This is a genomic window from Streptomyces sp. TLI_053, from assembly GCF_900105395.1.
GTDB lineage: Bacteria > Actinomycetota > Actinomycetes > Streptomycetales > Streptomycetaceae > Kitasatospora.
Genome location: NZ_LT629775.1, coordinates 8,191,365 through 8,215,171 on the forward strand (window position 1 = coordinate 8,191,365; position 23,807 = coordinate 8,215,171).

The 23,807-nt window shown below is 74.1% G+C and carries 20 protein-coding genes; 7 read left to right on the forward strand and 13 right to left on the reverse strand.

The window, feature by feature from the left end:
* Nucleotides 1-30: 30 nt before the first annotated feature.
* From BLU95_RS34130 to bioB, 5 genes are all read right to left on the reverse strand, one after another.
* The gene (locus BLU95_RS34130) at nucleotides 31-780 is read right to left on the reverse strand and encodes an AfsR/SARP family transcriptional regulator (RefSeq protein WP_159425103.1); all 750 of its coding nucleotides are present in this window, start codon (nucleotides 778-780) and stop codon (nucleotides 31-33) included.
* Nucleotides 781-983: 203 nt separating this feature from the next.
* On the reverse strand, nucleotides 984-1,430 hold the full coding sequence (locus BLU95_RS34135) for a hypothetical protein (RefSeq protein ID WP_159425104.1): 447 nt from the start codon (nucleotides 1,428-1,430) through the stop codon (nucleotides 984-986).
* 267 nt (nucleotides 1,431-1,697) lie between these two features.
* Nucleotides 1,698-2,492 (reverse strand): dethiobiotin synthase, encoded by a 795-nt coding sequence (bioD, locus tag BLU95_RS34140; protein WP_093865329.1) that lies wholly within the window; start codon nucleotides 2,490-2,492, stop codon nucleotides 1,698-1,700.
* A gap of 64 nt (nucleotides 2,493-2,556) precedes the next feature.
* Complete coding sequence (locus BLU95_RS34145; RefSeq protein WP_173862189.1) at nucleotides 2,557-3,861, reverse strand: adenosylmethionine--8-amino-7-oxononanoate transaminase; 1,305 nt, start codon at nucleotides 3,859-3,861, stop codon at nucleotides 2,557-2,559.
* Nucleotides 3,862-3,976: 115 nt separating this feature from the next.
* The gene (gene bioB / locus BLU95_RS34150; RefSeq protein WP_093863384.1) at nucleotides 3,977-5,269 is read right to left on the reverse strand and encodes a biotin synthase BioB; all 1,293 of its coding nucleotides are present in this window, start codon (nucleotides 5,267-5,269) and stop codon (nucleotides 3,977-3,979) included.
* 410 nt (nucleotides 5,270-5,679) lie between these two features.
* Here bioB and BLU95_RS34155 point away from each other — a divergent pair, with 410 nt between their 5' ends.
* Nucleotides 5,680-6,615, forward strand: a complete 936-nt coding sequence (locus tag BLU95_RS34155; RefSeq protein WP_159425105.1) for a hypothetical protein — start codon at nucleotides 5,680-5,682, stop codon at nucleotides 6,613-6,615.
* A gap of 120 nt (nucleotides 6,616-6,735) precedes the next feature.
* Here BLU95_RS34155 and BLU95_RS34160 read toward each other — a convergent pair whose 3' ends face one another.
* The 4 genes from BLU95_RS34160 to BLU95_RS34175 all read right to left on the reverse strand — a co-directional run bounded on the left by BLU95_RS34160 (nucleotide 6,736) and on the right by BLU95_RS34175 (nucleotide 12,661).
* Complete coding sequence (locus tag BLU95_RS34160) at nucleotides 6,736-9,228, reverse strand: DEAD/DEAH box helicase (protein ID WP_173862310.1); 2,493 nt, start codon at nucleotides 9,226-9,228, stop codon at nucleotides 6,736-6,738.
* A 56-nt stretch (nucleotides 9,229-9,284) separates the two neighbouring features.
* Nucleotides 9,285-9,758, reverse strand: a complete 474-nt coding sequence (locus tag BLU95_RS34165; protein WP_093863387.1) for a hypothetical protein — start codon at nucleotides 9,756-9,758, stop codon at nucleotides 9,285-9,287.
* A 163-nt stretch (nucleotides 9,759-9,921) separates the two neighbouring features.
* Complete coding sequence (locus tag BLU95_RS34170) at nucleotides 9,922-12,186, reverse strand: DUF6571 family protein (RefSeq protein ID WP_093863388.1); 2,265 nt, start codon at nucleotides 12,184-12,186, stop codon at nucleotides 9,922-9,924.
* A gap of 25 nt (nucleotides 12,187-12,211) precedes the next feature.
* Nucleotides 12,212-12,661, reverse strand: coding sequence for a WXG100 family type VII secretion target (locus BLU95_RS34175; protein WP_159425106.1), 450 nt, complete (start codon nucleotides 12,659-12,661; stop codon nucleotides 12,212-12,214).
* A 225-nt stretch (nucleotides 12,662-12,886) separates the two neighbouring features.
* Between BLU95_RS34175 and BLU95_RS34180 the strand changes: the two genes are divergently transcribed.
* Both BLU95_RS34180 and BLU95_RS34185 read left to right on the forward strand, forming a co-directional pair.
* Entirely contained in the window at nucleotides 12,887-14,083 is a 1,197-nt protein-coding gene (locus tag BLU95_RS34180) for an 8-amino-7-oxononanoate synthase (RefSeq protein ID WP_093863390.1), read from the forward strand.
* A gap of 110 nt (nucleotides 14,084-14,193) precedes the next feature.
* Nucleotides 14,194-14,808, forward strand: a complete 615-nt coding sequence (locus BLU95_RS34185) for a hypothetical protein (protein WP_093863391.1) — start codon at nucleotides 14,194-14,196, stop codon at nucleotides 14,806-14,808.
* 82 nt (nucleotides 14,809-14,890) lie between these two features.
* Here the strand turns inward: BLU95_RS34185 and BLU95_RS34190 are convergent, their stop codons facing one another.
* The 3 genes from BLU95_RS34190 to ligD all read right to left on the reverse strand — a co-directional run bounded on the left by BLU95_RS34190 (nucleotide 14,891) and on the right by ligD (nucleotide 17,511).
* Entirely contained in the window at nucleotides 14,891-15,784 is an 894-nt protein-coding gene (locus BLU95_RS34190) for an aminoglycoside phosphotransferase family protein (protein WP_093863392.1), read from the reverse strand.
* The gene (locus BLU95_RS34195) at nucleotides 15,781-16,437 is read right to left on the reverse strand and encodes a GNAT family N-acetyltransferase (protein WP_093863393.1); all 657 of its coding nucleotides are present in this window, start codon (nucleotides 16,435-16,437) and stop codon (nucleotides 15,781-15,783) included. Before BLU95_RS34195 ends, BLU95_RS34190 begins: the two co-directional genes overlap by 4 nt.
* A 75-nt stretch (nucleotides 16,438-16,512) precedes the next feature.
* Complete coding sequence (gene ligD, locus BLU95_RS34200) at nucleotides 16,513-17,511, reverse strand: non-homologous end-joining DNA ligase (protein ID WP_093865331.1); 999 nt, start codon at nucleotides 17,509-17,511, stop codon at nucleotides 16,513-16,515.
* Between the two features lie 212 nt (nucleotides 17,512-17,723).
* On the opposite strand from ligD, the gene BLU95_RS34205 reads away from it, so the two are divergent.
* Nucleotides 17,724-18,785, forward strand: coding sequence for an ATP-dependent DNA ligase (locus BLU95_RS34205; protein ID WP_093863394.1), 1,062 nt, complete (start codon nucleotides 17,724-17,726; stop codon nucleotides 18,783-18,785).
* 105 nt (nucleotides 18,786-18,890) lie between these two features.
* Here the strand turns inward: BLU95_RS34205 and BLU95_RS34210 are convergent, their stop codons facing one another.
* Nucleotides 18,891-20,333 (reverse strand): serine hydrolase domain-containing protein, encoded by a 1,443-nt coding sequence (locus BLU95_RS34210; protein ID WP_093863395.1) that lies wholly within the window; start codon nucleotides 20,331-20,333, stop codon nucleotides 18,891-18,893.
* 256 nt (nucleotides 20,334-20,589) lie between these two features.
* Between BLU95_RS34210 and BLU95_RS34215 the strand changes: the two genes are divergently transcribed.
* The 3 genes from BLU95_RS34215 (at nucleotide 20,590) to tdh (ending at nucleotide 23,769) form a co-directional block, all read left to right on the forward strand.
* Complete coding sequence (locus BLU95_RS34215; protein ID WP_353653521.1) at nucleotides 20,590-21,585, forward strand: ATP-binding cassette domain-containing protein; 996 nt, start codon at nucleotides 20,590-20,592, stop codon at nucleotides 21,583-21,585.
* Nucleotides 21,582-22,238 carry a hypothetical protein gene (locus BLU95_RS34220; protein WP_093863396.1) on the forward strand — a complete coding sequence of 219 codons (657 nt, stop codon included), beginning with the start codon at nucleotides 21,582-21,584 and terminating at the stop codon, nucleotides 22,236-22,238. The genes BLU95_RS34215 and BLU95_RS34220 overlap by 4 nt, the downstream gene beginning before the upstream one ends.
* A 502-nt stretch (nucleotides 22,239-22,740) precedes the next feature.
* Nucleotides 22,741-23,769 carry an L-threonine 3-dehydrogenase gene (gene tdh / locus BLU95_RS34225; protein WP_093863397.1) on the forward strand — a complete coding sequence of 343 codons (1,029 nt, stop codon included), beginning with the start codon at nucleotides 22,741-22,743 and terminating at the stop codon, nucleotides 23,767-23,769.
* Nucleotides 23,770-23,807: the final 38 nt, after the last annotated feature.

Genomic DNA, 23,807 nt, shown 5'->3' on the forward strand with positions numbered 1-23,807 from the left:
CGGGCGGGGCCCGGGGGCCGGACGGACGGCTCAGGAGGCCGGGCAGGCGCCGTTGAGGATGTCCTGCTCCAGCGTCCGCAGCTCCGGTCCCGGCTCCAGGCCCAGTTCCTCGACGAGCTGGGTGCGCAGCGTGCGGTAGACGCCGAGCGCCTCCACCGTCCGTCCGGAGCGGTGCAGGGCCTGCATCAGCAGGGCGTGCAGGTGCTCGCGGAACGGGTGCGCGGAGACCAGTTCGAGCAGCTCGCCGACCAGGTCCCCGGGCCGGCCGAGGGCCAGCTCCAGCCGCACCCGTTCCTCGACCGCGCGCAGCCGGTTCTCCTCCAGCCGCCGGGCCCAGGACTCCAGCGGCGGGCAGTCCAGCCCCGCCGTGGCCGGCCCGGTCCACCGGGCGAGGGCCTGCCGCAGGACGGCGGCGGCCTCGGGGAGGTGCCCGGCGGCGGCCCGCAACCGGGCGCGGGCGACCTCCTCGTTGAACAGCGTGGCGTCCAGCTCGCCCGGCCCGAGCCGGAGCCGGTAGCCGTTCGGATGGGTCTCGATCACCGGTGGCGCGCCCGCGTCGGCGAACGCGCGGCGCAGCTGCGAGACGCAGATCCGGATCTGCGTCCGGGCGCTGGCCGGTGGCGCGGAGCCCCACAGGTTGTCCACCAGCCGGTCCAGCGGCACGACCCAGTTGGGTGTCAGGGCGAGGGTCGCCAGCACGAGTTGGCTGCGTCGTCCCCCGAGTGGTATTGGCTTTCCGTCGACGTCGACCTGGAGTGGTCCCAGGATGTGCACCAGCACGATACAGCCCCCGTTCGTCGCTCTCACCTGCGCCGAAATGGCGCCGCGGAAGCGGAGGAGACTCCGCCGTCCGGGCGCCGGATGGCAGCATGGTATAGACCTTTGAGGGTGTCAAGGGCACTTCAAGGCCGCCGGATGGCCGGATCGGGCCCCGCCCGGACCGCCCGCCGCGGCGGCCGGGAACCCTCGTGACTGACGGACCGTCAGGGACTGTCGCTCAGCGCGTAGGTACGGAAAGTGGCGAGCAGGGGTAGCACATCGGTCTTGCTCGGCTCCTCGGTGACGGCCCGCATGGCGTCGATCACCGCGTGCGCGATCACCTTGACCACACCGAGGTCGTCCCCGGCCGTCTCGCCCCACGCGCGCAGGGTCCGGGTGAGCAGGGCGCTCATCCGGGCACCGATGTTGGAACTCACCGCGTCGGTGAGCTCGGCGAGCTCCTCGTCGGTCATGCTCGACCGCAGGCCGAAGGCCAGCGCCATCAGCGTGTCGACGGCGTGCTCGCCGTAGCGCGCGACCAGCGCGGCGAGCGGCTGCTCGGTCGGCCCCCCGGCGGCCAGCGCGGCCAGGGCCTCGTCGTCGTCCTTCCAAGCCGCTTCGAGCGCGGCCAGGGCCCGCAGGGCCTCGTCCACCATCAGGCCATCCGTCATGCGGAGAACCGTATTGAGCGTCCGGGGGCCGGGGGCGGGGCCGGGGCGGGATCTCACCCGATCGAGGGAAAACGGCGCGGTTCCTCCTCCGGGAGCGCCGGGGGCCGTGCGGGGTCGCGGGCGGTGGGCGTTCGTCGGGCTCGCGCGTCCGTCGGGCTCGCGCGCTCGTCGGCCGCGGGCGCTCTCCGGCCGTGGGTGTTCGTCGGCCGTCGGTGTCGGTCGGCCGTGCGCTTTCTCCCGACCGGCGGGAGCCGGGCCGTCCGCGGTTCAGCCGGCTCCGTGCTCGGCGGTGAAGGCGGCGGCGTCCCAGTCGCCGTGCAGCGCGGGCGCGAGCGCGGCGACCGCGAGCGCGGTGAAGTCCGCCGCCCGGCCCGCGTGTTCGGGCAGCGCGCCGAGCAGCGGCGCGCCGGCGGCGGCCCGCGGCAGGTCGGCGAGGTTGCAGCGGTCGGCGAGCCCGGGGGAGTCCGGCCAGGCGCCGACCACGACGCCCAGCAGCGGCAGACCGCGCGCGGCCAGCGCCTCGGCGGTGAGCGCGGTGGTGTTCAGCGTGCCGAGACCGGCCGTGGCCACCAGCAGCACCTCGGCGGGCAGGCCGAGTCCACGTACCGCGCGGGCCTGGTCGGCGAGCGTCCGGCCCTGCTCGTCGTAGCGGACCAGCAGCCCGCCGGCGCCCTCCACCAGCACCAGGTCGTGCCGCTCGGCCAGGGCCGCGACCTCCTTCGCCACGTCCTCGGCCGCCAGGCACGGCAGGCCGGACCGGCGGGCGGCCGTGTCGGGCGCCAAGGGCTCGGGGTAGCGGGCGAGTTCGCACAGGGTGAGGGCGTCCGGCGCCGGCGCCGCGGGCCCGGCCAGCCGGCGGACCTCCTCGGCGTCGCCGGGCTCGCCGGGGGCGACCCCGGTCTGGCCGGGCTTGAGCACCGCGACCCGCAGACCGGCCCGCAGGGCGGCGGCCGTGACGGCCGCCGTGGTGACGGTCTTGCCGACCTCGGTGCCGGTCCCGGTCACGAAGAGCACGCGTCCGCCCGTGCCGCCGTCGGTGTGCCTGCCCGCGTCGCCGCTCATGTCCCCGTCCCTGCCCATGGTCCCGCTCCTGTTCCCGTCCATCGTGGTGTCCGCCGCCCCGCGCTCAGCCGGCGGCCGCCGCCGCCGTGACGGCCCGGGCGATCCGCGCCACGTCCTCGTCGCCGGTGATGTACGGCGGCATGGTGTAGACGAGGTCCCGGAACGGGCGCAGCCAGACACCCTCCCGTGCGGCGGCCTCGGTCGCCGCCGCCATGTCCACCGGGTGGTCCAGCTGCACGACGCCGATCGCGCCGAGCACCCGGACGTCCTTGACCCCCGGCAGCGCGGCGGCGTCCGCCAGACCCGCGCCCAGCCCGGTGCCGATCCGCTTCACCTCGGTCGCCCAGTCCTGCCCGAGCAGCAGGTCGATCGAGGCGTTGGCGACCGCCGCCGCCAGCGGGTTGCCCATGAACGTCGGCCCGTGGGCCAGCACCGGCACCGTGCCGCGGCTGATGCCGTCCGCGATCTCCGCCGTGCACAGGGTGGCCGCCATGGTGAGGTAGCCGCCGGTGAGCGCCTTGCCGAGGCACATCACGTCCGGGGCGACACCCGCGTGGTCGGCGGCGAACAGCTCGCCGCTGCGGCCGAACCCGGTGGCGATCTCGTCGAGGACGAGCAACACCCCGTGCCGGTCGCACAGTTCGCGCAGCATCCGGAGGTAGGCGGGGGAGTGGAAGCGCATCCCGCCGGCGCCCTGCACCACCGGTTCCACGATCACCGCCGCCAGCTCGCCGGCGTGGCGTTCCACCAGCTCCTCGAAGGCCCGGGCGTACGCGTCGTCGAGCGGGGCGTCGAAGCCGGCCGGCGGCTCGGCGGCGAACAGCTGGTGCGGCAGCACCCCGCCCCACAGCTGGTGCATGCCGCCCTCCGGGTCGCACACCGACATCGGGTGGAAGGTGTCCCCGTGGTAGCCGCCGCGCCAGGTGAGCAGCCGCCGCTTCTCCGGCCGCCCGACGGACTGCCAGTACTGCAGGCACATCTTCATCGCGACCTCGACGGCCACCGAGCCCGAATCGGCGAGGAACACGTGCCGCAGCGGCTCCGGAGTGATCTCCACCAGGGTGGCCGCCAGCCGGACGGCGGGCTCGTGGGTGAGCCCGCCGAACATGACGTGGCTCATCCGCCCCAGCTGCCCGCGCACCGCCTCGTCCAGCACCGGGTGCCCGTACCCGTGGATCGCCGCCCACCAGGAGGACATGCCGTCCACCAGCTCGCGCCGCCCGCCCGCGACCGGCTCGGCCAGCCGCAGCCGGACGCCGGAGGCGGACTCCACCACGTACGGGGTGGCGGTGCCGGGCATCGGCCCGTACGGGTGCCAGACGTGCGCCCGGTCGAGCGCGATCAGGGTGTCGGTGGACAGCTGGGTCATGGGGAGAGGACTTTCCGGGGTGCGGTGGGGGCCGGTCCGGCCCGGTTCGTGCCGGGCCGAACCGGGTCGTGCCAGGCCGGTCCGGTTCGTGCCGGTCCGGTGTGGGCCGGGGGCGTCAGGCGTTCGGAGCCAGCTCGGTCCCGGCGCCGCGGCGGCGGACCCGGACCAGGTCGGTGCGCACCTCGTCGGAGCCCGCGGGGACGGCCCCGGCGGTGTCGTCGGCACTCGCCGCCGGCGCCGCGTGGTCGTGGCCGCCGCACGGGCCGCAGCCGCCGCCCGTCCCGCAGCCGCCGCCGACGGCGGACCCGGCGCTCTCGCCGGACAGGACGGACGTGCCGCAGCCGCCGCCCGGGCCGGCCGTGGCCCCGCTGCCGCAACCGCCGGTCGCCGCCGCCGCGATGTCCGCCCGGTGCCGGGGCAGGGTGCTCTCGCCCATGCCCTCGACCTCGAACCCGGCGTCCGCGATCATGTCGAGGTCGGTCTGCCCGGCCTGGCCCTCGCTGGTCAGGTAGTCGCCCAGGAAGATGGAGTTGGCGAGGTGCAGGCCCAGCGGCTGCATGCTGCGCAGGTGCACCTCACGGCCGCCGGCGATCCGCACCTCGGTGTCCGGGTTGACGAACCGCACCATGGCGAGGATCCGCAGGCAGCGCTGCGGCGACAGGTTCCACTCCTTCGCCAGCGGAGTGCCCTCGAACGGGATGAGGAAGTTCACCGGCACCGAGTCGGAGCCCAGCTCGCGCAGCGCGAAGACCACGTCCACGAGGTCCTCGTCGCTCTCGCCCATGCCCGCGATCAGGCCCGAGCAGGCCGACAGGCCGGCGCCGTGCGCCTTCTGCACGGTGTCCACCCGGTCCGCGTAGGTGTGGGTGGTGGTGATGTCGCCGTAAGTGCCCTCGGAGGTGTTCAGGTTGTGGTTGTAGGCGTCGACACCGGCCGCCTTCAGACGCTCCGCCTGGTTGTCCGAGAGCAGGCCGAGGCAGGCGCAGATCTCCACCGCCGGGTCGGCCTCCTTGATGGCCGCGACGGTGTCGGTCACCCGGTCGATGTCACGGTCCGTCGGGCCGCGGCCGCTCGCCACCAGGCAGACCCGCTTGGCGCCGCCCGACACGCCGGCCTTCGCCGCCTCGGCGGCCTGACCCGGCTTGAGCCAGGTGTACTTCAGGATCTCGGCCTTGGAGCCCAGCCGCTGCGAACAGTAGGAGCAGTCCTCCGGGCACAGCCCGCTCTTCAGGTTCACCAGGTAGTTGAGCTTGACCCGGCGGCCGAACCACCGCCGGCGCACCCGCCCGGCGGCCGCGACCACGTCGAGCAGCTCGTCGTCGGTGGTGGCGAGGACGGCGAGCGCCTCCTCGCGGGTGGGGGTCTCCCCACGCAGGCCCTTGGCGGTGAGGGTATCGAGCAGATCCATGGGCCTGATCCTGCCTGCTGGGCCGCGACGGACGCCAGAGGAAACCCACCAGAAGATCCCGGGGAGGATGTGCGAGTTGTCACAGTGTCGAAGCTCACGGTAGTGGCGCCGGTCACGTCGTGGACGAAGGTCCCGGCGGCCCTCCGGGAGGTCCTTCCGGCGACCGCTGCGGAGCGTCTTCCGGTGCCCGTTCCGGAGCGTGTTCGGGGGTGCGTTCGGGAGTGCGTTCCGGGGCCCATTTCGGGGCCCGTTCCGACGGCCCTCCCGGTGCTTTCCCGAGCCCCTCCCGGCGGCCTCCCCGCGCTGCTCCCGCCGTCCTCCCCGCGCCGCTCCCGCCGTCCTCCCCGTCCTGCTCCCGCCGCCCCGACCCCGTGATCTCCACCACTCGTGACCTGCATACAATCGGCCGCATGACCACGCAGGGGGAGCGCGCCCCGTCATCGGCAGAATCACCGGCGGAGCGGCCGGGGTACGACGTGTCCGAACGGCCGGACGGGACCCACCGGCCCAGACGCGTGACCGCCCGACGGGTCGTCGGCTGGATCACCGTCGTCGGCGTGGTCGCCGCCGGCGGCTGGATCGTCACCCGCCCCACGCCCGGCGACTACATACCCGGGCTCGGTCCCTCCAGCAAGGAGCAGTCCAAGACCCCGCCGATCGTCGGCGACCCGCCGCAGCGCACGCTCGTCGACCCCGAGGCCCTCGACGTCGAGGCCTACTTCCCCGCCCAGCGGATCGTGGAGTCCGGCTCCTACAAGGGCAAGCGCTCCGGTGTGCGGCGCGGCGACAACTGCACCGAGGTGCTCCAGGACCGCACCCTGGAGCTGCTGCGCGAGCCCGGCTGCAAGGGCTACCTCGCGGTCAGCTTCACCGCCCAGGACCGGCCCGTGCTGAGCAGCGTCACCCTGCTGCGCTTCACCGACGCCGCGGCCGCGGCCCGCGCCGTCGAGGCGCTCCACGCCAAGTCCGGATCGGTGGCCTTCATCCTCCCGGACGCCTCGGCCGCGCCCGCGCTGCCGGCCGGATCGGCCCGGCCCGCCATCGAGCCGCGGGTCGAACTCGTCGGCCACTACGTGACGGTGGCCAGTTCCCGGCCCGCCGAGATGTACCCCGGCGGCGTGGCCGCGCCCCCCGCGCCGACGCCGGTGCCCACCACCGCCCCCGGTACCGCCGTCCCCGGTGCGCCCTCCGGTACCGCCTCCGCCCCGCCCGCCGGCGGCCCGTCCGTGCCCCCGGTGAGTCCGCTGCCGGTGCCCTCGGCGAGCACTCCCGGCCTGGACCAGCTGCTCGACGAGGCCACCCGGGCCGTCTCGCACAGCGCGGGCGTGCCGTTCGTCTGGATGTAGCGGCCCGGACGCAGCCCCAGGGGCCGAACGGGGGAGGGGGCGGGCCGCGGCCCGCCCCCTCCCCCGTTCCGTCGGCCGGTCAGGGCCGCTGACGAGCTGTCAGCCATTCATGACGGTCCGTCAGCCGCCCAGTCGGTCCACGGCGGTGACCCGCAGCACCGCGCGGCCCTCCTCGTCCGAGCCGAAGAGGTCGACCTCGGCGCTGATGCCCCAGTCGTGGTCGCCCTCCGGGTCGTCGAAGATCTGCCGCACCCGCCAGGCCGAGTCCTCCTGCTCGATGATCAGCATCTTGGGGCCGCGCGCGTTCGGACCGGTGCCCAGGTCGTCGTACTCGTCCCAGTACCCGTCCATGGCGTCCGCCCAGCGGTCCGCGTCCCAGCCGTACTCGCCGTCCAGCGCGCCCAGTTCGTCGTAGTGCTCCAGCGCGCACAGCTCGACCCGGCGGAACATCTCGTTGCGCACCAGCACCCGGAACGCCCGCGCGTTCGCCGTCACCGGCGCCGGCTTGTCGTCCAGCGCCACCTCGGCCGTCTGCGGACCGGTCGGGTTGGCCAGCTGCTCCCACTCGTCCAGCAGGCTGGAGTCGACCTGGCGGACCAGCTCGCCCAGCCAGGCGATGACGTCCTTGAGGTCGTCGGTCTTCACGTCCTCAGGGACGGTCTGCTCCAGCGCCTTGAACGCGCCGGCCAGGTAGCGCAGCACGATGCCCTCGGTGCGGGCCAGCTCGTAGAAGCCGACGTAGTCCGAGAAGGTCATCGCCCGCTCGTAGAGGTCCCGCACGACCGACTTCGGCTGGAGCTGGTGGTCGCCGATCCACGGGTGGGCCCGCTGGTACACCTCGTAGGCGTGGGTGAGCAGCTCCTCCAGCGGCTTCGGGTAGGTGATCTCCTGGAGCCGCTCCATCCGCTCCTCGTACTCGATGCCGTCGCGCTTCATCTCGCCGACGGCCTCGCCGCGCGCCTTGTTCTGCTGCGAGGCGAGGATCTGCCGGGGGTCGTCGAGGGTCGCCTCGACCACCGACACCACGTCCATCGCGTAGGACGGCTCGGTCGGGTCGAGCAGTTCGAAGGCCGCCAGGGCGAAGGTGGACAGCGGCTGGTTGAGCGCGAAGTTCTCCTGGAGGTCCAGGGTGAGGCGCACGATCCGGCCCTCGGCGTCCGGCTCCGGCAGCCGCTCCACCACGCCGCCCTCCAGCAGCGAGCGGTAGATGGCGATCGCGGTGCGGATGTGCCGGCGCTGCGCGGCCCGGTCCTCGTGGTTGTCGGTGAGCAGCTTGCGCATCGCCTCGAAGGCGTTGCCCGGCCGCGCGATCACCGACAGCAGCATCGCGTGGGTCACCTTGAACCGGGAGACCAGCGGCTCCGGATCGGCGCCGATCAGCTTCTGGAAGGTCTCCTCGGACCAGCCGACGAAGCCCTCCGGCGCCTTCTTGCGGACGATCTTCCGCTTCTTCTTGGGGTCGTCGCCCGCCTTGGCGACGGCCTTGTCGTTCTCGATGACGTGCTCGGGCGCCTGCGCCACCACCTGGCCCACGGTGTCGAACCCGGCCCGACCGGCCCGTCCGGCGATCTGGTGGAACTCCCGGGCGCGCAGGATCCGCACCCGTTGCCCGTCGTACTTCGACAGCGCGGTGAACAGCACCGTGCGGATCGGAACGTTGACGCCCACCCCGAGCGTGTCCGTCCCGCAGATCACCTTCAGCAGACCCGCCTGGGCGAGCCGCTCGACCAGGCGCCGGTACTTGGGCAGCATGCCCGCGTGGTGCACACCGATCCCGTGCCGGACGAAACGCGACAGATTGCGTCCGAACTTGGTGGTGAAGCGGAAATTCCCGATCAGCTCGGCGATGGCGTCCTTCTCCGCCTTCGAGCACATGTTGATGCTCATCAGCGACTGCGCCCGGTCCACCGCCTCCTTCTGGGTGAAGTGCACGACATACACCGGCGCCTGGCCGGTCTGCAGCAGCTCCTCCAGCGTGTCGTGCATGGTGGTGCGGCGGTACTCGTAGAACAGCGGCACCGGGCGCGTCGAGTTGCGCACCACCGTCGTCGGCCGTCCGGTGCGCCGGGTGAGGTCCTCCTCGAACCGCCGCACGTCGCCCAGCGTCGCCGACATCAGCAGGAACTGCGCCTGCGGCAGCTCCAGCAGCGGAATCTGCCAGGCCCAGCCGCGGTCCGGCTCCGCGTAGAAGTGGAACTCGTCCATCACCACCTGGCCGACATCGGCCCGGGCGCCGTCGCGCAGCGCGATCTGCGCCAGCACCTCCGCCGTGCAGCAGATGATCGGCGCCGTCGGGTTCACCGAGGCGTCACCCGTCATCATGCCGACCTGCTCGGTCCCGAACATCTTCACCAGGTCGAAGAACTTCTCCGACACCAGCGCCTTGATCGGCGCCGTGTAGAACGTCCGCTTCCCCTCCGCGAGCGCCGCGAAGTGCGCTCCCGCCGCCACCAGGCTCTTCCCCGAGCCCGTCGGCGTCGCCAGGATCACGTTGTTCCCCGACACCAGCTCGATCAGCGCCTCCTCCTGAGCCGGGTACAGCGAGATCCCGCGCTCCTCCGCCCAGGCGGCGAACGTCTCGTACAGCGCGTCGGGCGTGGCGGGCTTCGGCATCAGATCAAGGAGGGTCACCGCCCCATCTTGCCTGCTCGCCGCCACCCCCGGCAAAGCTACCCCGCCACCGCGGGCGCCCGGTCGGCGATCCGCACGTCGGGGCAGCCCTCCTGGCGGACGACCTCGGCGGCGGTGCGGCGGGCGAGGTCGACGAAGAGCTGGGTGCGCTCCGGCCGGGGCAGGTCCGAGGTGAGGAAGTCGCCCCAGACGGAGATCTTCCGGTAGACGGCCTCTGGCCGCGCCGATCGGCCGCTGTCGCACTTCAGGATCAGCAGGGGGGCGTAGTTGTCCTGAAGCCACCCCTCGACCCCGGTTCCGAAGGCGAGCTCCGTGCTCTGTCCGACGCGGACCCACTCGGTCGCTTCGTCGCGCGTGGCGCGGTACGAGCGTTCGTCGACCTGCCTCACCTCGATTCTCACCACGGGGTCCGTCTGCTCCGGTCGCCAACTGACGTAGCAATCGGCCGTGGCACTGCGGCCGGACAGGTCGGCGTCGGTCGGTACCTCGACAGCCTTCCCTTCGTCGCTCATGAGCGTTCGGAGGTTCCCCGCCGTGACGATTCCCCAGCACGCGCCGACCGGTACGTCCGCCGACTTCCAGGGCTGCCACCACCACAGGCCGCCACCGAGGAGCACCAGCGTCGCAGCCGCGGCTGCGACGGTGACCCGCCCTCGTCGGCCGCTCCGCACCGTGTCAGTCCTTCTCATGGGTCACCTGCCAAAGGATGTTGGTGCCGGCGGCGAACGAGCCGGCGATCGCGGTTTCGACGGCGGGCGCCATGTCGTTGAGGTACTTCCGTTCGAGGCCGGCCTGGGCCGCCCCGTCCCGGATCGCGTCCTGGACGGACCCCTGCGCGCCCACCAGCGCGTGGTTCTGGGCCGCCTGCGCCTTGTTGGTGGTCTCCGCCTCGGTGTTCACCAGGTAGCTCTCGGCGATACCGTCCATGATCTTGTCGACCATGCTGTTGGCGAGCGGACCGACGATGGGCGCCCGGGTCTCCAGGACAGATCCGGCCGTCGTCTCCCAGATCGTGCCCGCCCATTCGCGTGTGTTCGAAACGGCTGAGTTGTACTCCTCGTCGTTGTTCTTTCCCTGAGTGAAGACCTCGTCGGTCATGCCTCTGCTGAGGAGCCCGGCGACCGTGCCACCGGGCGCGGCGGACGCGAGGGCCGCGGACGTCAGGTCGCCGTGGTCGGACGGGTGCAGCAGTACGTCGTTGATCGCCGCGGTGGTGTACGCCTGTTGCGCGGCGGCCACCGAGGCGTAGGCCTCCGGATTGTGGCCGAGGGTGACCAGCAGGTGCTGCAGGTTCTCCTTGGGGAGGCCGGCGAGCTCCCCGTTGATCGGCAGACGGGTGGACGGACCTCCGAGGGCGGTCTGCACGTCGCCCATGTAGGCGCCGGTCATCTTGCCGAGGGAGCCCTGCAGGTCGCCGAAGGGCGCGTCCTCGCCGTACAGCAGCGCGGAGGCGTCCTTCCCGCCGAACAGGCCTACGGCCTGCTGCATGGTCTGGTTCATCGCCTTGTTGTGCGGCGGCAGCGGCCCCGTCTCGTCGTCGTACGCCCGGCCGGTCGCCCCGGCCTCCAGGGCGTGACCCAGGGCCTCCACCTGGAGCGGGCCCGCCCTGCCGCTGTTCGGTCCGAGCGGGTAGGCGACGTCGCGCAGCAGCGAGCGCTCTCCGGTGTCGGCGAGCAGGGTCAGGTAGGTGTTCGTCCCGCCGGTGCTCTTCACCGAGCCGTCCGGCCAGTACGTCGTCGGCGGGTCGGTGAAGAACTTGGCGGCGGCGTCCGGGCTGTGCCCGAGCGCGTTCAGCACCGAGCCCATCGGGTTGAACCCGTGGTAGTTGCCCTTGTCGTCCGGTGTGCCGGTGAACCAGAACTCCTGGAACGGCGCGCCGCCCTTCATGGCCACCGCGTCCCAGCGGGCAGGGTTCTCCTGGGTGAGCTGGGTGACGTGCTCGGCGATCGGCTTCAGGAACGCGGCGTCGTAGTTGCCGTGCTTCAGGATGTTGCCGAGGATCTGGTAGCCGTACGGGCTGGAGTCGTAGGCGGCTCCGGGGGCGATCTGGACGTGGCGGCTGCCGGCCCGGCGCATGCGGTCGGCCCAGTCGGCGGGCAGGTGCGGCTGCTGTCCGGTGCTGGTGGCGGTCGCCAGGGTGAGGCCGAGCCCTTCCTGGATGCCCTTGACCGCGGCTTTGCGGGCGGGGCTGTCGGAGAAGTCGCCGCTCTGCGCCAGCGAGCCGTAGGAGGCGAGGAACGTGCCCGGGTCCTGGCCGCCGTAGAAGGCGGTGGCGAAGCGGGGGTCGCCGGAGTGGTGCTGCAGCAGCGCCTGCAACTGCGCGAGCTGGGTGTCGCTGGCGGCGCTGCCGAGGCTGAGGATCTGGGCGGCCTGTTTGGCCTCGGCGTCGGCGACGCTGCCCAGCGGGGTGCTGTTGAAGCTCTTGGTGTCGTTCCCGGTGTCCATCGCGAGGGCCAGGGCGGCCGCGGAGTCGGCCTCGGTGGCGCGGTCCAGGGCCTTGCCGATCTCCTGGGCGGCGCCCTGGGCATTGGCCTGCTGGGCCTTGGCGTAGTCGGCGTCGCGCTTGTCGGCCGGGTCGGTGGCCGGCGGCCAGTGGACGTTGCCCTGGGCGTCGACGGTCAGGCCCAGTTCGGCGGCGTTGTGGACCGCCGTCCGGAGGTCCTTCTGTGCGGCGGTGAACTCGTCGTGCGCGTCGCGCAGGGTCCGCGCGATCGCGGAGGCCTCCTCGAACGCGGCCCGGATCTGGTCGCGCGCCTGGGTGAGGGCGGTGGCGGCCGACTCCGAACTGGGCCCGTGCCAGCCGGACTGCTGGACCGGGCCGATCACCTCGTTCTGGATTCTGGTCGAGAGGTCCCAGGACCGGACCATCTTCTCGAAGTCGGTCGCCGCCGAGTTGAGGCCGGCGAGGTCGACGTTCTGGAGCTGGGTGTACGTGACCATGGCGGTCTGCCGCTTCGTCCCTTCGTCAGTGCTGCTGCGCGAACTGGCTGTGGATCGCGGTCTCGGTGCTCTCGTAGTTCTGCGCGGTGGTGTGCAGGTTCTTGCCGATCGTCCCGACCGCCTCCCCGAGTGTGTGCGACTGGCCCGACCAGACGCTCCATGCGGTGCTGAGGGCGGTGGACAGGCTCCAGCCCGCCAGGGCGGCGATCGCGCCGGTGACATGCCCCGCGGGCTGCCCGCATTCGGTGCGGACCGACTCGCGCAGGGCGGTGGCGTTGGTCCCGGCCTGGCGGATCATGCCGGGGTTCGCCTTGACGGACGGCCCCCCGCCGCCCGGCTGGAACGTGATCGGTGGCGGTGCACCGGTGGCGGTCGCCGCCAGGTCCGGGAACTGCTTCTTCGCCTCTTCGGTGAGGTTTCCGGAACTGTCGAAGAGCCACGGGTTCATCCGTCGCTCGAATTCGAGGTCTGCCACCTCGTCCCCCCAGGAATGTTCGAGTGGTGGGGACATTACCGGGGGAGCGCGAACGATCGGCCGTTTTTGCGGCAACCGGAAGATCCAGGCCGAAAAGAGGAAACGGGAGGTGAATGGAAGGTGCCTTCTGTTCATTGCAGAAGTGTTGTCCAGGTGCTTCCTGGTCCGGCCGTGTGCCCCGGCGCACGTTGCCCGGTGCGCGTCCGCCGTGCCAGAGTGCCGGGCATGGTCAACCGCACCGCGCCCGAACCGCGCACCCTCGCTCCCGGCGCCGTCTTCGACTGGCTCGACGAGACCGCGGAGCAGCGGGCCGCGGCCGGGCTCACCCGCACGCTGCGCAGTCGGCCCGCCGACGATCCGGTGCTCGACCTCGCGGGGAACGACTACCTCGGCCTCACCCGCCACCCCGCCGTCGCCGGGGCCGCCGCCGAGGCCGCGCTGCGCTGGGGCGCCGGTGCCACCGGCTCCCGGCTGGTGACCGGGACCACCGCGCTGCACACCGAGCTGGAGCAGGAGCTCGCCGACTTCTGCGGGGCCGAGGCCGCCCTCGTCTTCTCCTCCGGCTACACCGCCAACCTGGCCGCGCTCACCGCGCTCACCGACCCGGACACCCTCATCGTGTCCGACGCCTACAACCACGCCTCGCTGATCGACGGCTGCCGGCTCGCCCGGGCCGACGTCCACCGGGCCCCGCACAGCGATCCGCAGGCCGTCGCCGGGATCCTCGCCGGGCGCGAGCGGCCCCGGGCGCTGGTGGTCACCGACTCGGTCTTCTCGGTCGACGGCAACGCCGCCCCGCTCGCCGAACTCGCCACCGTCACCCGCGGGTTCGGTGCCGCGCTGCTCGTCGACGACGCGCACGGCCTGGGCGTCCTCGGCCCCGGGGGCAGCGGCGCCCCGGCCGCCGCCGGTCTCGCCGGCGCCCCCGACCTGGTCACCACCGTCACCCTCTCGAAGTCGCTCGGCTCCCAGGGCGGGGCCGTGCTCGGCCCCCGCCGGGTCGTGCGCCACCTCACCGAGACCGCCCGCACCTTCATCTTCGACACCGGCCTCGCCCCCGCCGCGGCCGGGGCCGCCCTCGGCGCCCTGCGGCTGCTGCGCGCCGAACCCCACCGCGCCGAGCGTGCCCGCGAGGTGGCCCGCACCCTGGCCGCCCGCCTCACCGCCGCCGGCCTGCACGCCTCCACGCCCGACGCGGCCGTGGTGTCCGTCCGCGCCCCGGGTCCCGAGGCCGCCGTCGGCTGGGCCGCCGACTGCCGCCGGGCCGGTCTCGCCGTCGGCTGCTTCCGCCCCCCGTCCGTCCCGGACGGCATCTCCCGACTGCGGCTGACCGCGCGCGGCGACCTGACGGACGAGCAGATCACGCAGGCCGTCCGCACCGTCGCCGACACCGCCCCGGAGGGCGCCCGCACCGTCGGGTGACGCCCCCGGCCGGACGACGGCGAACAACTCGCTTTCCGCGAAAGGCTGCTGACGGCCGATCGGGCTGCCATCATGGGCCCGTCGGACGGCCGGTGACGGGGGCGGGGGCCATGAGCGAACAGATCGTCACGGCCCTGCTGTCGGGGCTCGTCGCCCTGGTGGTGGCCGCCGTCGGCGCGGCGCTGACCCTCGCCCAGCAGCGGCGGGAACGGGCCCGGTGGCTGACCGACCTCAAGTCCGGCTGGGCGCTGGAGCTCCACAAGGCCAGACTGGAGGCCTACCCGGAGGTCTTCCGGATCCTGGGCGGACTGTCGCACGCCGCCGGCCCCCCGCTCACCCCCGAGGTGGCGGGGCAGGTGGCGGCGGCGCTCAACGGCTGGTTCTACGGGCCGGGCGGCATGTGCGCGACCGCCACCGCCCGGGGCGCCGTCCTCGGCCTGCGGCACTGCTGCCGGGGCTGGGCCCGGGACGGCGGCCCGCGACCGAAGGACCTCTACCGGTGGCGGAATCTGGCGATCGCGGCCCTCCGCCGGGACCTCGACCTCGCGGGCCTGGAGTCGTACGACTTCCGGCAGGGTTCCACGAACCTGGCGGACCTCCGGCGGGAGCTGGAGCAGGACGAACAGGACCGGCGCCCCCGCCGCGGGCCGACGACGACGGGACGGTTCCGGCTGCGCCCGCCCGCCGGGCCGGACCGCCGCGGCCCCGGTCCGTCCTCCGGCTGACGCACCGGGCCGGCGCCGCTGAGGCCCCGCCGACTCCCGCAGGCGGACCGCTACGGCCCCGCCGGCTCCCGCAGGCGGACCGCTACAGCCCTGCCAGCTCCCGCAGGAACACCGTGCCGTCGTCGCGGCGGCCGGCGGCGACGCGCGGAGCGGCGATCAGCACGGCCCCCACCCGGCACCAGGCGAGCAGCCGGTCGGCGTCCGCGCCCGCGACCAGGTCGGTCAGTTCCGCGATCCGGGCGGACAGCGCCGCCCGATCGGCCACGCCGTCGAGCGCCCAGTCGACCAGGTCGAAGTCCGGGTCGCCCAGGCAGGCGCGCGGATCGATCGCCACCGCCCCGTCCTGGCCGAGCAGCGCGTTGGACGGGTGCAGGTCGCCGTGGACCAGTCCGACCGGACCACCGGCGCCGGTCAGCTCCCCGGCCAGGGCCCGGGCGCCCGCCGTCGACACGCCTGGAGCCCGCCGCTCCGTGAGCTCGAACAGGAAGTCCAGCCGCTCCGCCAGGGACGGCAGCGCCGTACCGGGCGGCGCGGGCACCGAACGCATCGCGGTCAGCGTCCCGGCCACCTCCGCCGGCCGCCAACCGCGCTCGCGCAGCGTCGTCCCCGGCCGGACGTCCGCCAGCAGCAGCGCCCCGGCCCCGACGTCCTCCGCCAGCAGCCCCACCACCGACGGCACCTCCCGCCACGCGGTCAGCGCCACCGCCTCCTGCCGGGCCACCTCGGCGTCCGGCGTCAGCTTCAGCCACACCGTCGCCCCGTCGGCCGGCCGTTCGCAGCGGAACACCCGCGACGTTCCGCCGCCGCCGGCCGCCCGCACCGCCAGCCCCCAGCGCCCGGCCAGGCCGTCCACCAGTTGCGGCAGCCCCGCGCACCACTCCCGGGCGTCCGGCCCGAAGCGGGTCACCAGCCGGTCCCGCACCTCCTCGGGGACGGTGGTGAGGTCGGCGGCCCCGGCCTCGGGGCCGGTGCTCACGGCTGCCCCACCACCAGCAGCGTCTCCGCGCCCACCGGCCGGTAGCCGGCCGCCTGGAAGGCCCGCACGCTCGTCGCGTTGCCCGGCGCCTGCTGGGACCAGACCAGATCGCCGTTCGGGACCAGGTGCCGCGCCGCCAGCGCCAGCGCCCGGCCCAGACCCCGGCCGCGGGCCGCCGGACCGACCTCGATCGAACACTCCCAGCGCCCGGCGACGCCGCGCCCCAGCACCAGGACCCCGCTCCCGCCCTCGGCCTCGAACACCCGCACGTCCTCGCGGTACCGCAGCGCGCGCACCACCCGGGGGTGCTCCCGGTCCGCGACCGGGGCGAGCGCCAGCGGTGGCGCGCCGGGCAGCCGGTCGGCCACCGTCAGCAGGTCGATGTTGCCGTTCTCCCGGCCGGTGCGGCGGGCGAACGCGGTCAGGAACGGCGGGCACAGCGGTGCGGCCAGCGGGTCGCTCGGCGTCGCCGCCAGCGTCGCCCGCACCCAGTCCGGGTCCTCGTCGGTGAAGACCACCGCGTGCGCGGAGAACGACAGCACCCCCGCCTCGCGCGGCGACGGCTGCGGGACCACCGTCACCGATCCGTCCGACGGCGGGAACACCCCGCCCCCCGCGTCCGCCAGAATCTCCCGCAGCCCCCGTGCAGCCATCGCTCCCCGCCCCCTGGTGATCTTCTTCGGTGATCTCTTGACGATCTTCGTGGGCGGCCAGCCTACGTGATCACGTCAGGTCTTCCTCCGGGCCCGGCTCGGCTGCACCCGGGTCGGCTCGCCCGCCGCCTTCGGATGGTCCGGCGGATACGGCAACTCGCCGTGCGCACCGTCCGCGACCTGCCGCTCGTACAGCTCCAGCAGCGCCTCCAGCCGGAACGCCTCGCCCTGCATCCCCGCGTGCGGATCACCCACCTCCGCGAACCGGGCCGGCACCGTCCGCAGGTCGAAGTCCTCCGGCAGCGCGTCGTCCAGCTCCTCCCACAGCAGCGGCGTCGACGCCGTCGCCCGCGGCCGGGCCCGCAGCGAGTAGGCCGAGGCGATCGTCCGGTCCCGCGCCATCTGGTTGTAGTCGACGAAGATCCGCTCCCCGCGCTCCTCCTTCCACCACGCCGTGGTCACCCGCCCCGGCAGCCGCCGCTCCAGCTCCCGGCCCAGCGCGATCACCGCGTGCCGCCCGTCGGTGAACGTCCACTCCGGCACCAGCGGCACGTACACGTGCACCCCGCGCCCGCCCGAGGTCTTCGGCCACCCCCGCAGCCCGTGCTCCTCCAGCACGGCGCGCAGCTCGTGCGCGACCCGCACCGAGTCCCGGAAGTCCGTGCCCGGCTGCGGGTCCAGGTCGATCCGCAGCTCGTCCACATGGTCGGTGTCCGAGCGGCGCACCGGCCACGGGTGGAAGGTCAGACAGCCGAGGTTCGCCGCCCACAGCACCGCCGCCGGCTCGGTCGGACAGATCTCGTCCGCCGAGCGTCCGCTCGGGAAGGCGATCCGCGCGGTCGGCAGCCAGTCCGGCAGGCCCTTCGGGGCCCGCTTCTGGTAGAAGAACTCGCCCTCCACCCCGTCCGGGAACCGCTGCAGCGTGGTCGGCCGGTCCCGCAGCCCGCGCAGCACCCCGTCCGCGACCGCGAGGTAGTACTCGGCGACGTCCAGCTTGGTGAAGCCGCGCTCCGGGAAGTACACCTTGTCGGGGTTCGAGAGCCGGACGGTGCGCCCGGCGACATCCAGTTCCACGGCAGAGCCCATGCCACTCACGCTAAGCGCGCGCCGCCCACCGCGCCTGTCCTGACCTGGGCGCCCGTCCCGATCCCGGGGCGCCTCCGGGCGGTCGTGGCACCAGCGTGCCGTCGCGACCCCGGGCTGCCGCGACCCCGGGCGGTCGCGGCACCCGCGCGCCGTCGCGCGCCGTCGCGCGGCGGGCCGGGATCGGCGCGAGGATCGGGAGCATGGACCTGCCCGTGATGCCGCCCGTCTCCCCGATGCTCGCCAAGTCCGTCGCGAAGATCCCGCCCGGCATGCAGTACGAGGCCAAATGGGACGGCTTCCGCGCCATCGTCTTCCGCGACCGCGACGAGATCGAGATCGGCAGCCGCACCGGCAAACCCCTCACCCGCTACTTCCCCGAACTCGTCACGGCCCTGCGCCGCGAAACACCCCCGCGCTGCGTGCTCGACGGCGAGGTGGTCATCGCCCGCGACGGCCGGCTCCGCTTCGAGGAACTGCTCGAACGCATCCACCCCGCCGCCAGCCGGGTCGAACTGCTCGCCGAACGCACCCCCGCCTCGTTCGTCGCCTTCGACCTGCTCGCGCTCGGCGACGAGTCCCTGGTCGACCGGCCGCTCGCCGCCCGCCGCGCCGCCCTGGAGACCGCCCTCGCCGACGCCGCCGACCCCGTCTTCACCGCCCCCGCCGCGACCGACCGCGACCTCGCCGAGACCTGGTTCGCCCAGTACGAGGGCGCCGGCCTGGACGGCATCGTCGCCAAACCGCTCGACCAGCCCTACCGGCCCGGCGAACGCGCCATGTACAAGATCAAGCACGAGCGGACGGCCGACTGCGTGGTCGCCGGCTACCGCGAGCACAAGAGCGGACCCGTCGTCGGCTCCCTCCTGCTCGGGATCCACGACGCCGAGGGCCGCCTCCAGCACGTCGGCGTCTGCGCCGCCTTCAGCATGGCCCGCCGCCGCGAACTCGCCGAGGAACTCGAGCCGTTGCGCACCACCGACCTCGCCGGCCACCCCTGGGGAGCGTGGGCCGACGAGGCCGCCCACGCCGACGCCAGACTCCCCGGGGCGCAGAGCCGCTGGACCGGGAAGAAGGACCTCTCCTGGGTGCCGCTGCGCCCCGAACGCGTCGTCGAGGTCGCCTACGACCACATGGAGGGCACCCGCTTCCGGCACACCGCGCAGTGGCGCCGCTGGCGCCCCGACCGCGCTCCGGAGAGCTGCACGTACGAGCAGCTGGAGGAACCGGTCTCCTACGACCTGGCGCAGGTGCTCGGGGGCTGACGGCCCCTGCGGAGCACCTGCGCCTGGTGACGACCGGGCACGTCCGTCGGTCACGTCCGTCGGTTGCGTCGCCGGTCACTCGCGGCCGGTCGGGTCCGCCGCCCGTCATGCCGCCGACGGCACCGGCGGCGTCACCGACGTCGACACCGACGCGTCGGCCGTCGGCGAGGGCTCGTCCCCGCCCGCCGGGGCCGACGGCAGGTCGTACACGTTCCCGGGCGAGACGATCTCCGTGATCGCCTTCGCGAACAGCGTCGACGGCGCCGACCCCTTGTACGAGATGTCGGTGTTCAGCAGCACCACCAACGAGGCCTGCGCGGAGGGCAGATACACCACCACCGTCTGGTACCCCGGCAGCGAGCCGTTGTGCCCGATCCACCCGTGGTTGTAGAACACCCCCAACCCGTACCAGGTGTCCGGCACCGCCGAGGGCTGCGGCTGGAGCCGCTGCGCCTGCGTCTGGGGAGTCAGCAGCGTGCCGGTGGCCAGCACCCTGGCCCACTTCTTCATGTCCGCCTGGTCCGAGATCATCGCCCCCGCGGCCCAACCCCAGGACGGATTCCAGTCGGTGGCGTCCGCGATCGCCCCGTTCGCCGTCTGGTCGGTGTAGCCCCGGGCGTGCGGCTGCGGGAACGCGTTCGTCGTCGGGAACACCGTCCGGCCCAGGTCCGCCGGATCGAACACCTCCTTCTTCAGGAAGTCCCCGAGCGGTCGCCCGCCCAGCTTCTCGACCACCTGGCCCAGCAGCACCGTGTTGGTGTTGGAGTACTCGAACTCCGTGCCCGGCGCGAACCCCACCGGATGCTTGTACGAGTAGGCGAGCAACTGGTCCGGGGTGAAAGAGCGTTGCGGGTCCGACTGGAGCGCCGTCACGAAGTCCTCGTCCTGGGTGTACGGGAACAGGCCGCTGCGCATGTCCGCGAGCTGGCGCAGCGTGATCGTGCCGCCGTTCGGGACCCCGGTCAGGTACTTGCCGATCGGGTCGTCCAGACCGGCCTTGCCCTGGTCGACGAGGCGCAGCAGCGCGGTGACGGTGAAGGTCTTGGTCTCGCTGCCGATCCGCATGTTGAGCCCGGTCACCATCGCCGTGCCCGCGACCTTGTCGGAGACACCGAAGGCCTTCAGGTACTCGCCCTGCGGTGTCGACACGTTGACGATCACGCCGGGCACCGAAGCCTCGGTCAGCACCCGCTGCACCGCGGAGTCCAACCGGGCCGTCACGTCCGGCGTCAGCGGCAGCACCGACGGGCTCGGGCCGGCGGGGGTGGTCGGCGAGGGGCTGAGCAGCGTCGCGCTCGCGCTCGGGCCCGACACCGAGGCCGAGGCCGAGGGGCTGAGCGCCGCCGGGACGGCCGTCACCGCCCCGGCCGCCGGCGAGCCGCCGGACGAGCCGCCCGAACACCCGGCGGAAGCCAGCAGCCCGGCCAGCGCCAGCGCGACTGCCGCCGGAGCGGGCCGGGGCGCGGCCGCGCGGGCCGCACCCGGGCGGCGTGAAGTCGTGGCTCGGGCCGTCGTCGCACGGTTCGGCACGCGGTCGTGGTTCGTCATCGTCGAGGCGCCTCTCTGGGCCGGACGGGCCCGGAGCACCGCTCCACGGGCCCGCAAGGGGGAGCGATCGCCACCGTATGCGCCGGTCACCGCCACCGCGCGCCCTGCGGCGGCCCGCTGGCCCGAACGGGCCCACCCGTCAGCCACCCGGCCCGGCCCCGGTCGCGCCACCACCGCCGCGGCCCGCACCATACCCGGCCCCTACCGGCGGCCGAGTAGGGTGCCGACCGCCCGACCGACGGAAGGGGACACCGAGGTGCTGCTGCGCTGCGAAGCCGTGGGCAAACGCTACGGACGGGGCCGCTGGATCCTGCGCGACGTCGACCTGAGCCTCGCACCCGGCGACGTCCTCGCCGTCCTCGGCGCCAACGGCTCCGGCAAATCCACCCTGCTCCGGATCCTGGCCGGCGTCGCCCGCCCCACCACCGGCCGCCGCACCGGACCGGTCACCGCCCGAGGGGCCGCCGTCGGCTACGTCCCCGACCGCTTCACCGCCCCCGACCGCCTCACCGCCGTCTCCCTCCTCACCCACCTCGGCCGCATCCGCGGACTGACCACCACCACCGCCCGGGACCGCGCCGGCCGGCTGCTGGACCGGCGCGCCCTCGCCGGCGGCCCGGACGCGGAGCTACGCACCCTCTCCAAGGGCAACGCCCGGAAGGTCGCGCTCGCGCAGGCCCTGCTCGTGCCGCCCGACCTCCTCGTCCTCGACGAACCGTGGTCCGGCCTCGACGCCGCCGCCCACACCGCGCTCGCCGGGATCCTCGCCGAGGTGGCCGCCGCCGGCGGGGCGGTGGTGTTCACGGACCACCGCGAAGCCCTCGCCCGGACCCACGCCACCGCCGTGCACACCGTCGCCGGCGGCCGGGTCGGTCGTCGGGCCGGCCCCGTCGCGGCGGCGGGGGACCTGTCGGCGCTGGTGGTCCTCACCCGCCCGGGCGGGGCCGACCCTGCCGGTGTCCGCGACTTTCCCGGCGTCCCCGACCTCCCCGACCTCCCCGACCTCCCCGGTGTCCCCGACCTCCCCGGGGTCCTCGGCCTCCCGGGCGTCCTCGCCGCCGAGCGCCGCGGGGCCGAACTCCACCTCCGGGTGGACCCGTCCAGGACCGACGCCGTCCTGCTCGCCGTCCTGCGCGACCACTGGTCCGTACGAGCCGTCACCCGGCCGGAGTCCGAAGCGGCCGTCGCGTCCCGACCGGTCGCCGCCCCCCGCCCGTCCGCCGAGCCCACCCCGAGGTCCACCGCCCGATGACCGCCCTCGTCCGCTACCGGCTCACCACGCTGCTGCTCTCCCAGCGCTACCTCGCCCCGCTGCTCCTGTTCACCGCCCTCGTCACCGTGCTCACCAGCAACGACACCGGCCCGCTCACCGCCACCCACGCGGCCTCCGGCCTGGCGATGCTGCTCGCCGCCACCTGGCTCACCACGGCGCTCGCCGGGCTCGAGGACCCGACCCACCGGGCGGTGGTGACGGCCGCCGCCGGCGGACACCGCCGCCTGGCCACCGGGACCGTCCTCGCCGCGCTGGTGGTCTGCCTGCCCCTCACCGTCCTCGGCCTGGTCCTGCCGCTGCTCGTCGGCACCCACGACCCCACCCCCGCCGATCTGCTCCTGGGCGCCGAGGCCCAGCTCACCTGTGGCTGCACCGGCGCAGCCGTCGGCCTGCTCGCCGCCCGGCCGGTGGTCCGGCGGCAGGGGTACGGACTGCTGCTCGCCCTCGTGCTGCTGCTCGTGCTGACCCTCGGCAAGGGCCTGCCGCCGGTGAACCTCCTGCTCACCCGGCTCTCCGGCCACCACCGGTCGGCGGAGCTGGTCGGCTCGACCGGTCTGCTGCTCGCGCTCGCGGCAGCTCTGCTCGGGGCGGCGGCAGTGGTGGCGCACGCCGTCGCGGTCCGACGGGACTGACCGGGCGGGATCTCCCGCGTCGGTCCTGCGCTCGCCCTGAGCCCGGTACCGCGTACGGCCCTGAGCCCCGCCCCGCGCCCGGCCCCGCCGCCCGGCCCCGCCGCCCGGTCCTGAGCCCGGCCCCGCCGCCCGGCCCCGCCGCCCGGCCCCGCCCGGTACCGGCTCGGTCGTGGCCCCAGAGGTCGCCGGGCGGGCGCTCCGCGCGCCCCGAACGCGCCCCGCGCGCTCCGCCGTCGGGGTGCCGACCGGCATGCCGCGACGGGCCCCGGGCGCAGCTCGGGCACGATCGTTCAGCCCAGCTGTCGCGGCCCTTAAGAATTCCTCGATGGACCGCACCCCCTCCGACCAGGCAGATTTCTGCCTGCCCGGATTACGGACGCCAGGACCGACACCAGGACCCCGGCCCCGTCACCACCCTCCGGCCCTCCCGGGGGCCGCCACCGCCGGGCCTCGTCGGCCTGCCCACACCAGGCCGCCCCACCGTGCGTCAGGAGCCACCGCCGTGAAGGCACTCGTCAAGCAGAAGGCCGAGCCGGGACTCTGGCTGATGGACGTCCCCACCCCGGCGATCGGCCCGGGCGAGGTGCTCATCAAGGTGCTGCGCACCGGCATCTGCGGCACCGATCTGCACATCCGCAAGTGGGACGGCTGGGCGCAGCAGGCGATCAGGACCCCGCTGGTGCTGGGCCACGAGTTCGTCGGCGAGGTCGCCGAGATCGGCGCCGGCGTCGCGGACATTGCCGTCGGCGACCTGGTCAGCGGTGAGGGGCACCTGGTCTGCGGCAAGTGCCGCAACTGCCTGGCCGGCCGCCGCCACCTCTGCCGCAACACCGTCGGCCTCGGCGTCAACCGCGACGGCGCCTTCGCCGAGTACGTCGCGCTGCCCGCCTCCAACGTCTGGGTGCACCGGGTCCCCGTCGACCTCGACGTCGCCGCGATCTTCGACCCGTTCGGCAACGCCGTGCACACCGCGCTGTCCTTCCCGCTGGTCGGCGAGGACGTGCTGGTCACCGGCGCCGGCCCGATCGGCATCATGGCCGCCGCCGTCGCCAAGCACGCCGGCGCCCGCAACGTCATGATCACCGACGTCTCCCCGTACCGCCTCGACCTCGCCCGCAAGGTCGGTGTCACGCTGGCGCTCAACGTCGCCGAGCACACCATCGAGGAGGGCCAGCAGAAGCTCGGCCTGCGCGAGGGCTTCGACGTCGGCCTGGAGATGTCCGGCCGGCCCGAGGCGATGCAGTCGATGATCGCCAACATGACCCACGGCGGGAAGATCGCCATGCTGGGCCTGCCCGCCGAGCAGTTCCCGATCGACTGGGCCTCCGTCGTCACCTCGATGCTCACCATCAAGGGCATCTACGGCCGCGAGATGTTCGAGACCTGGTACGCGATGTCCGTCCTCCTGGAGGGCGGCCTCGACCTCAGCCCCGTGATCACCGGTCGGTACGCCGCGACCGACTTCGAGGCCGCCTTCGACGAGGCGGCCGGCGGCCGCTGCGGCAAGGTCATCCTCGACTGGACCGCCTGAGCACCCTCGCCGATCCGACGATCCGATTAGGAGCAGCT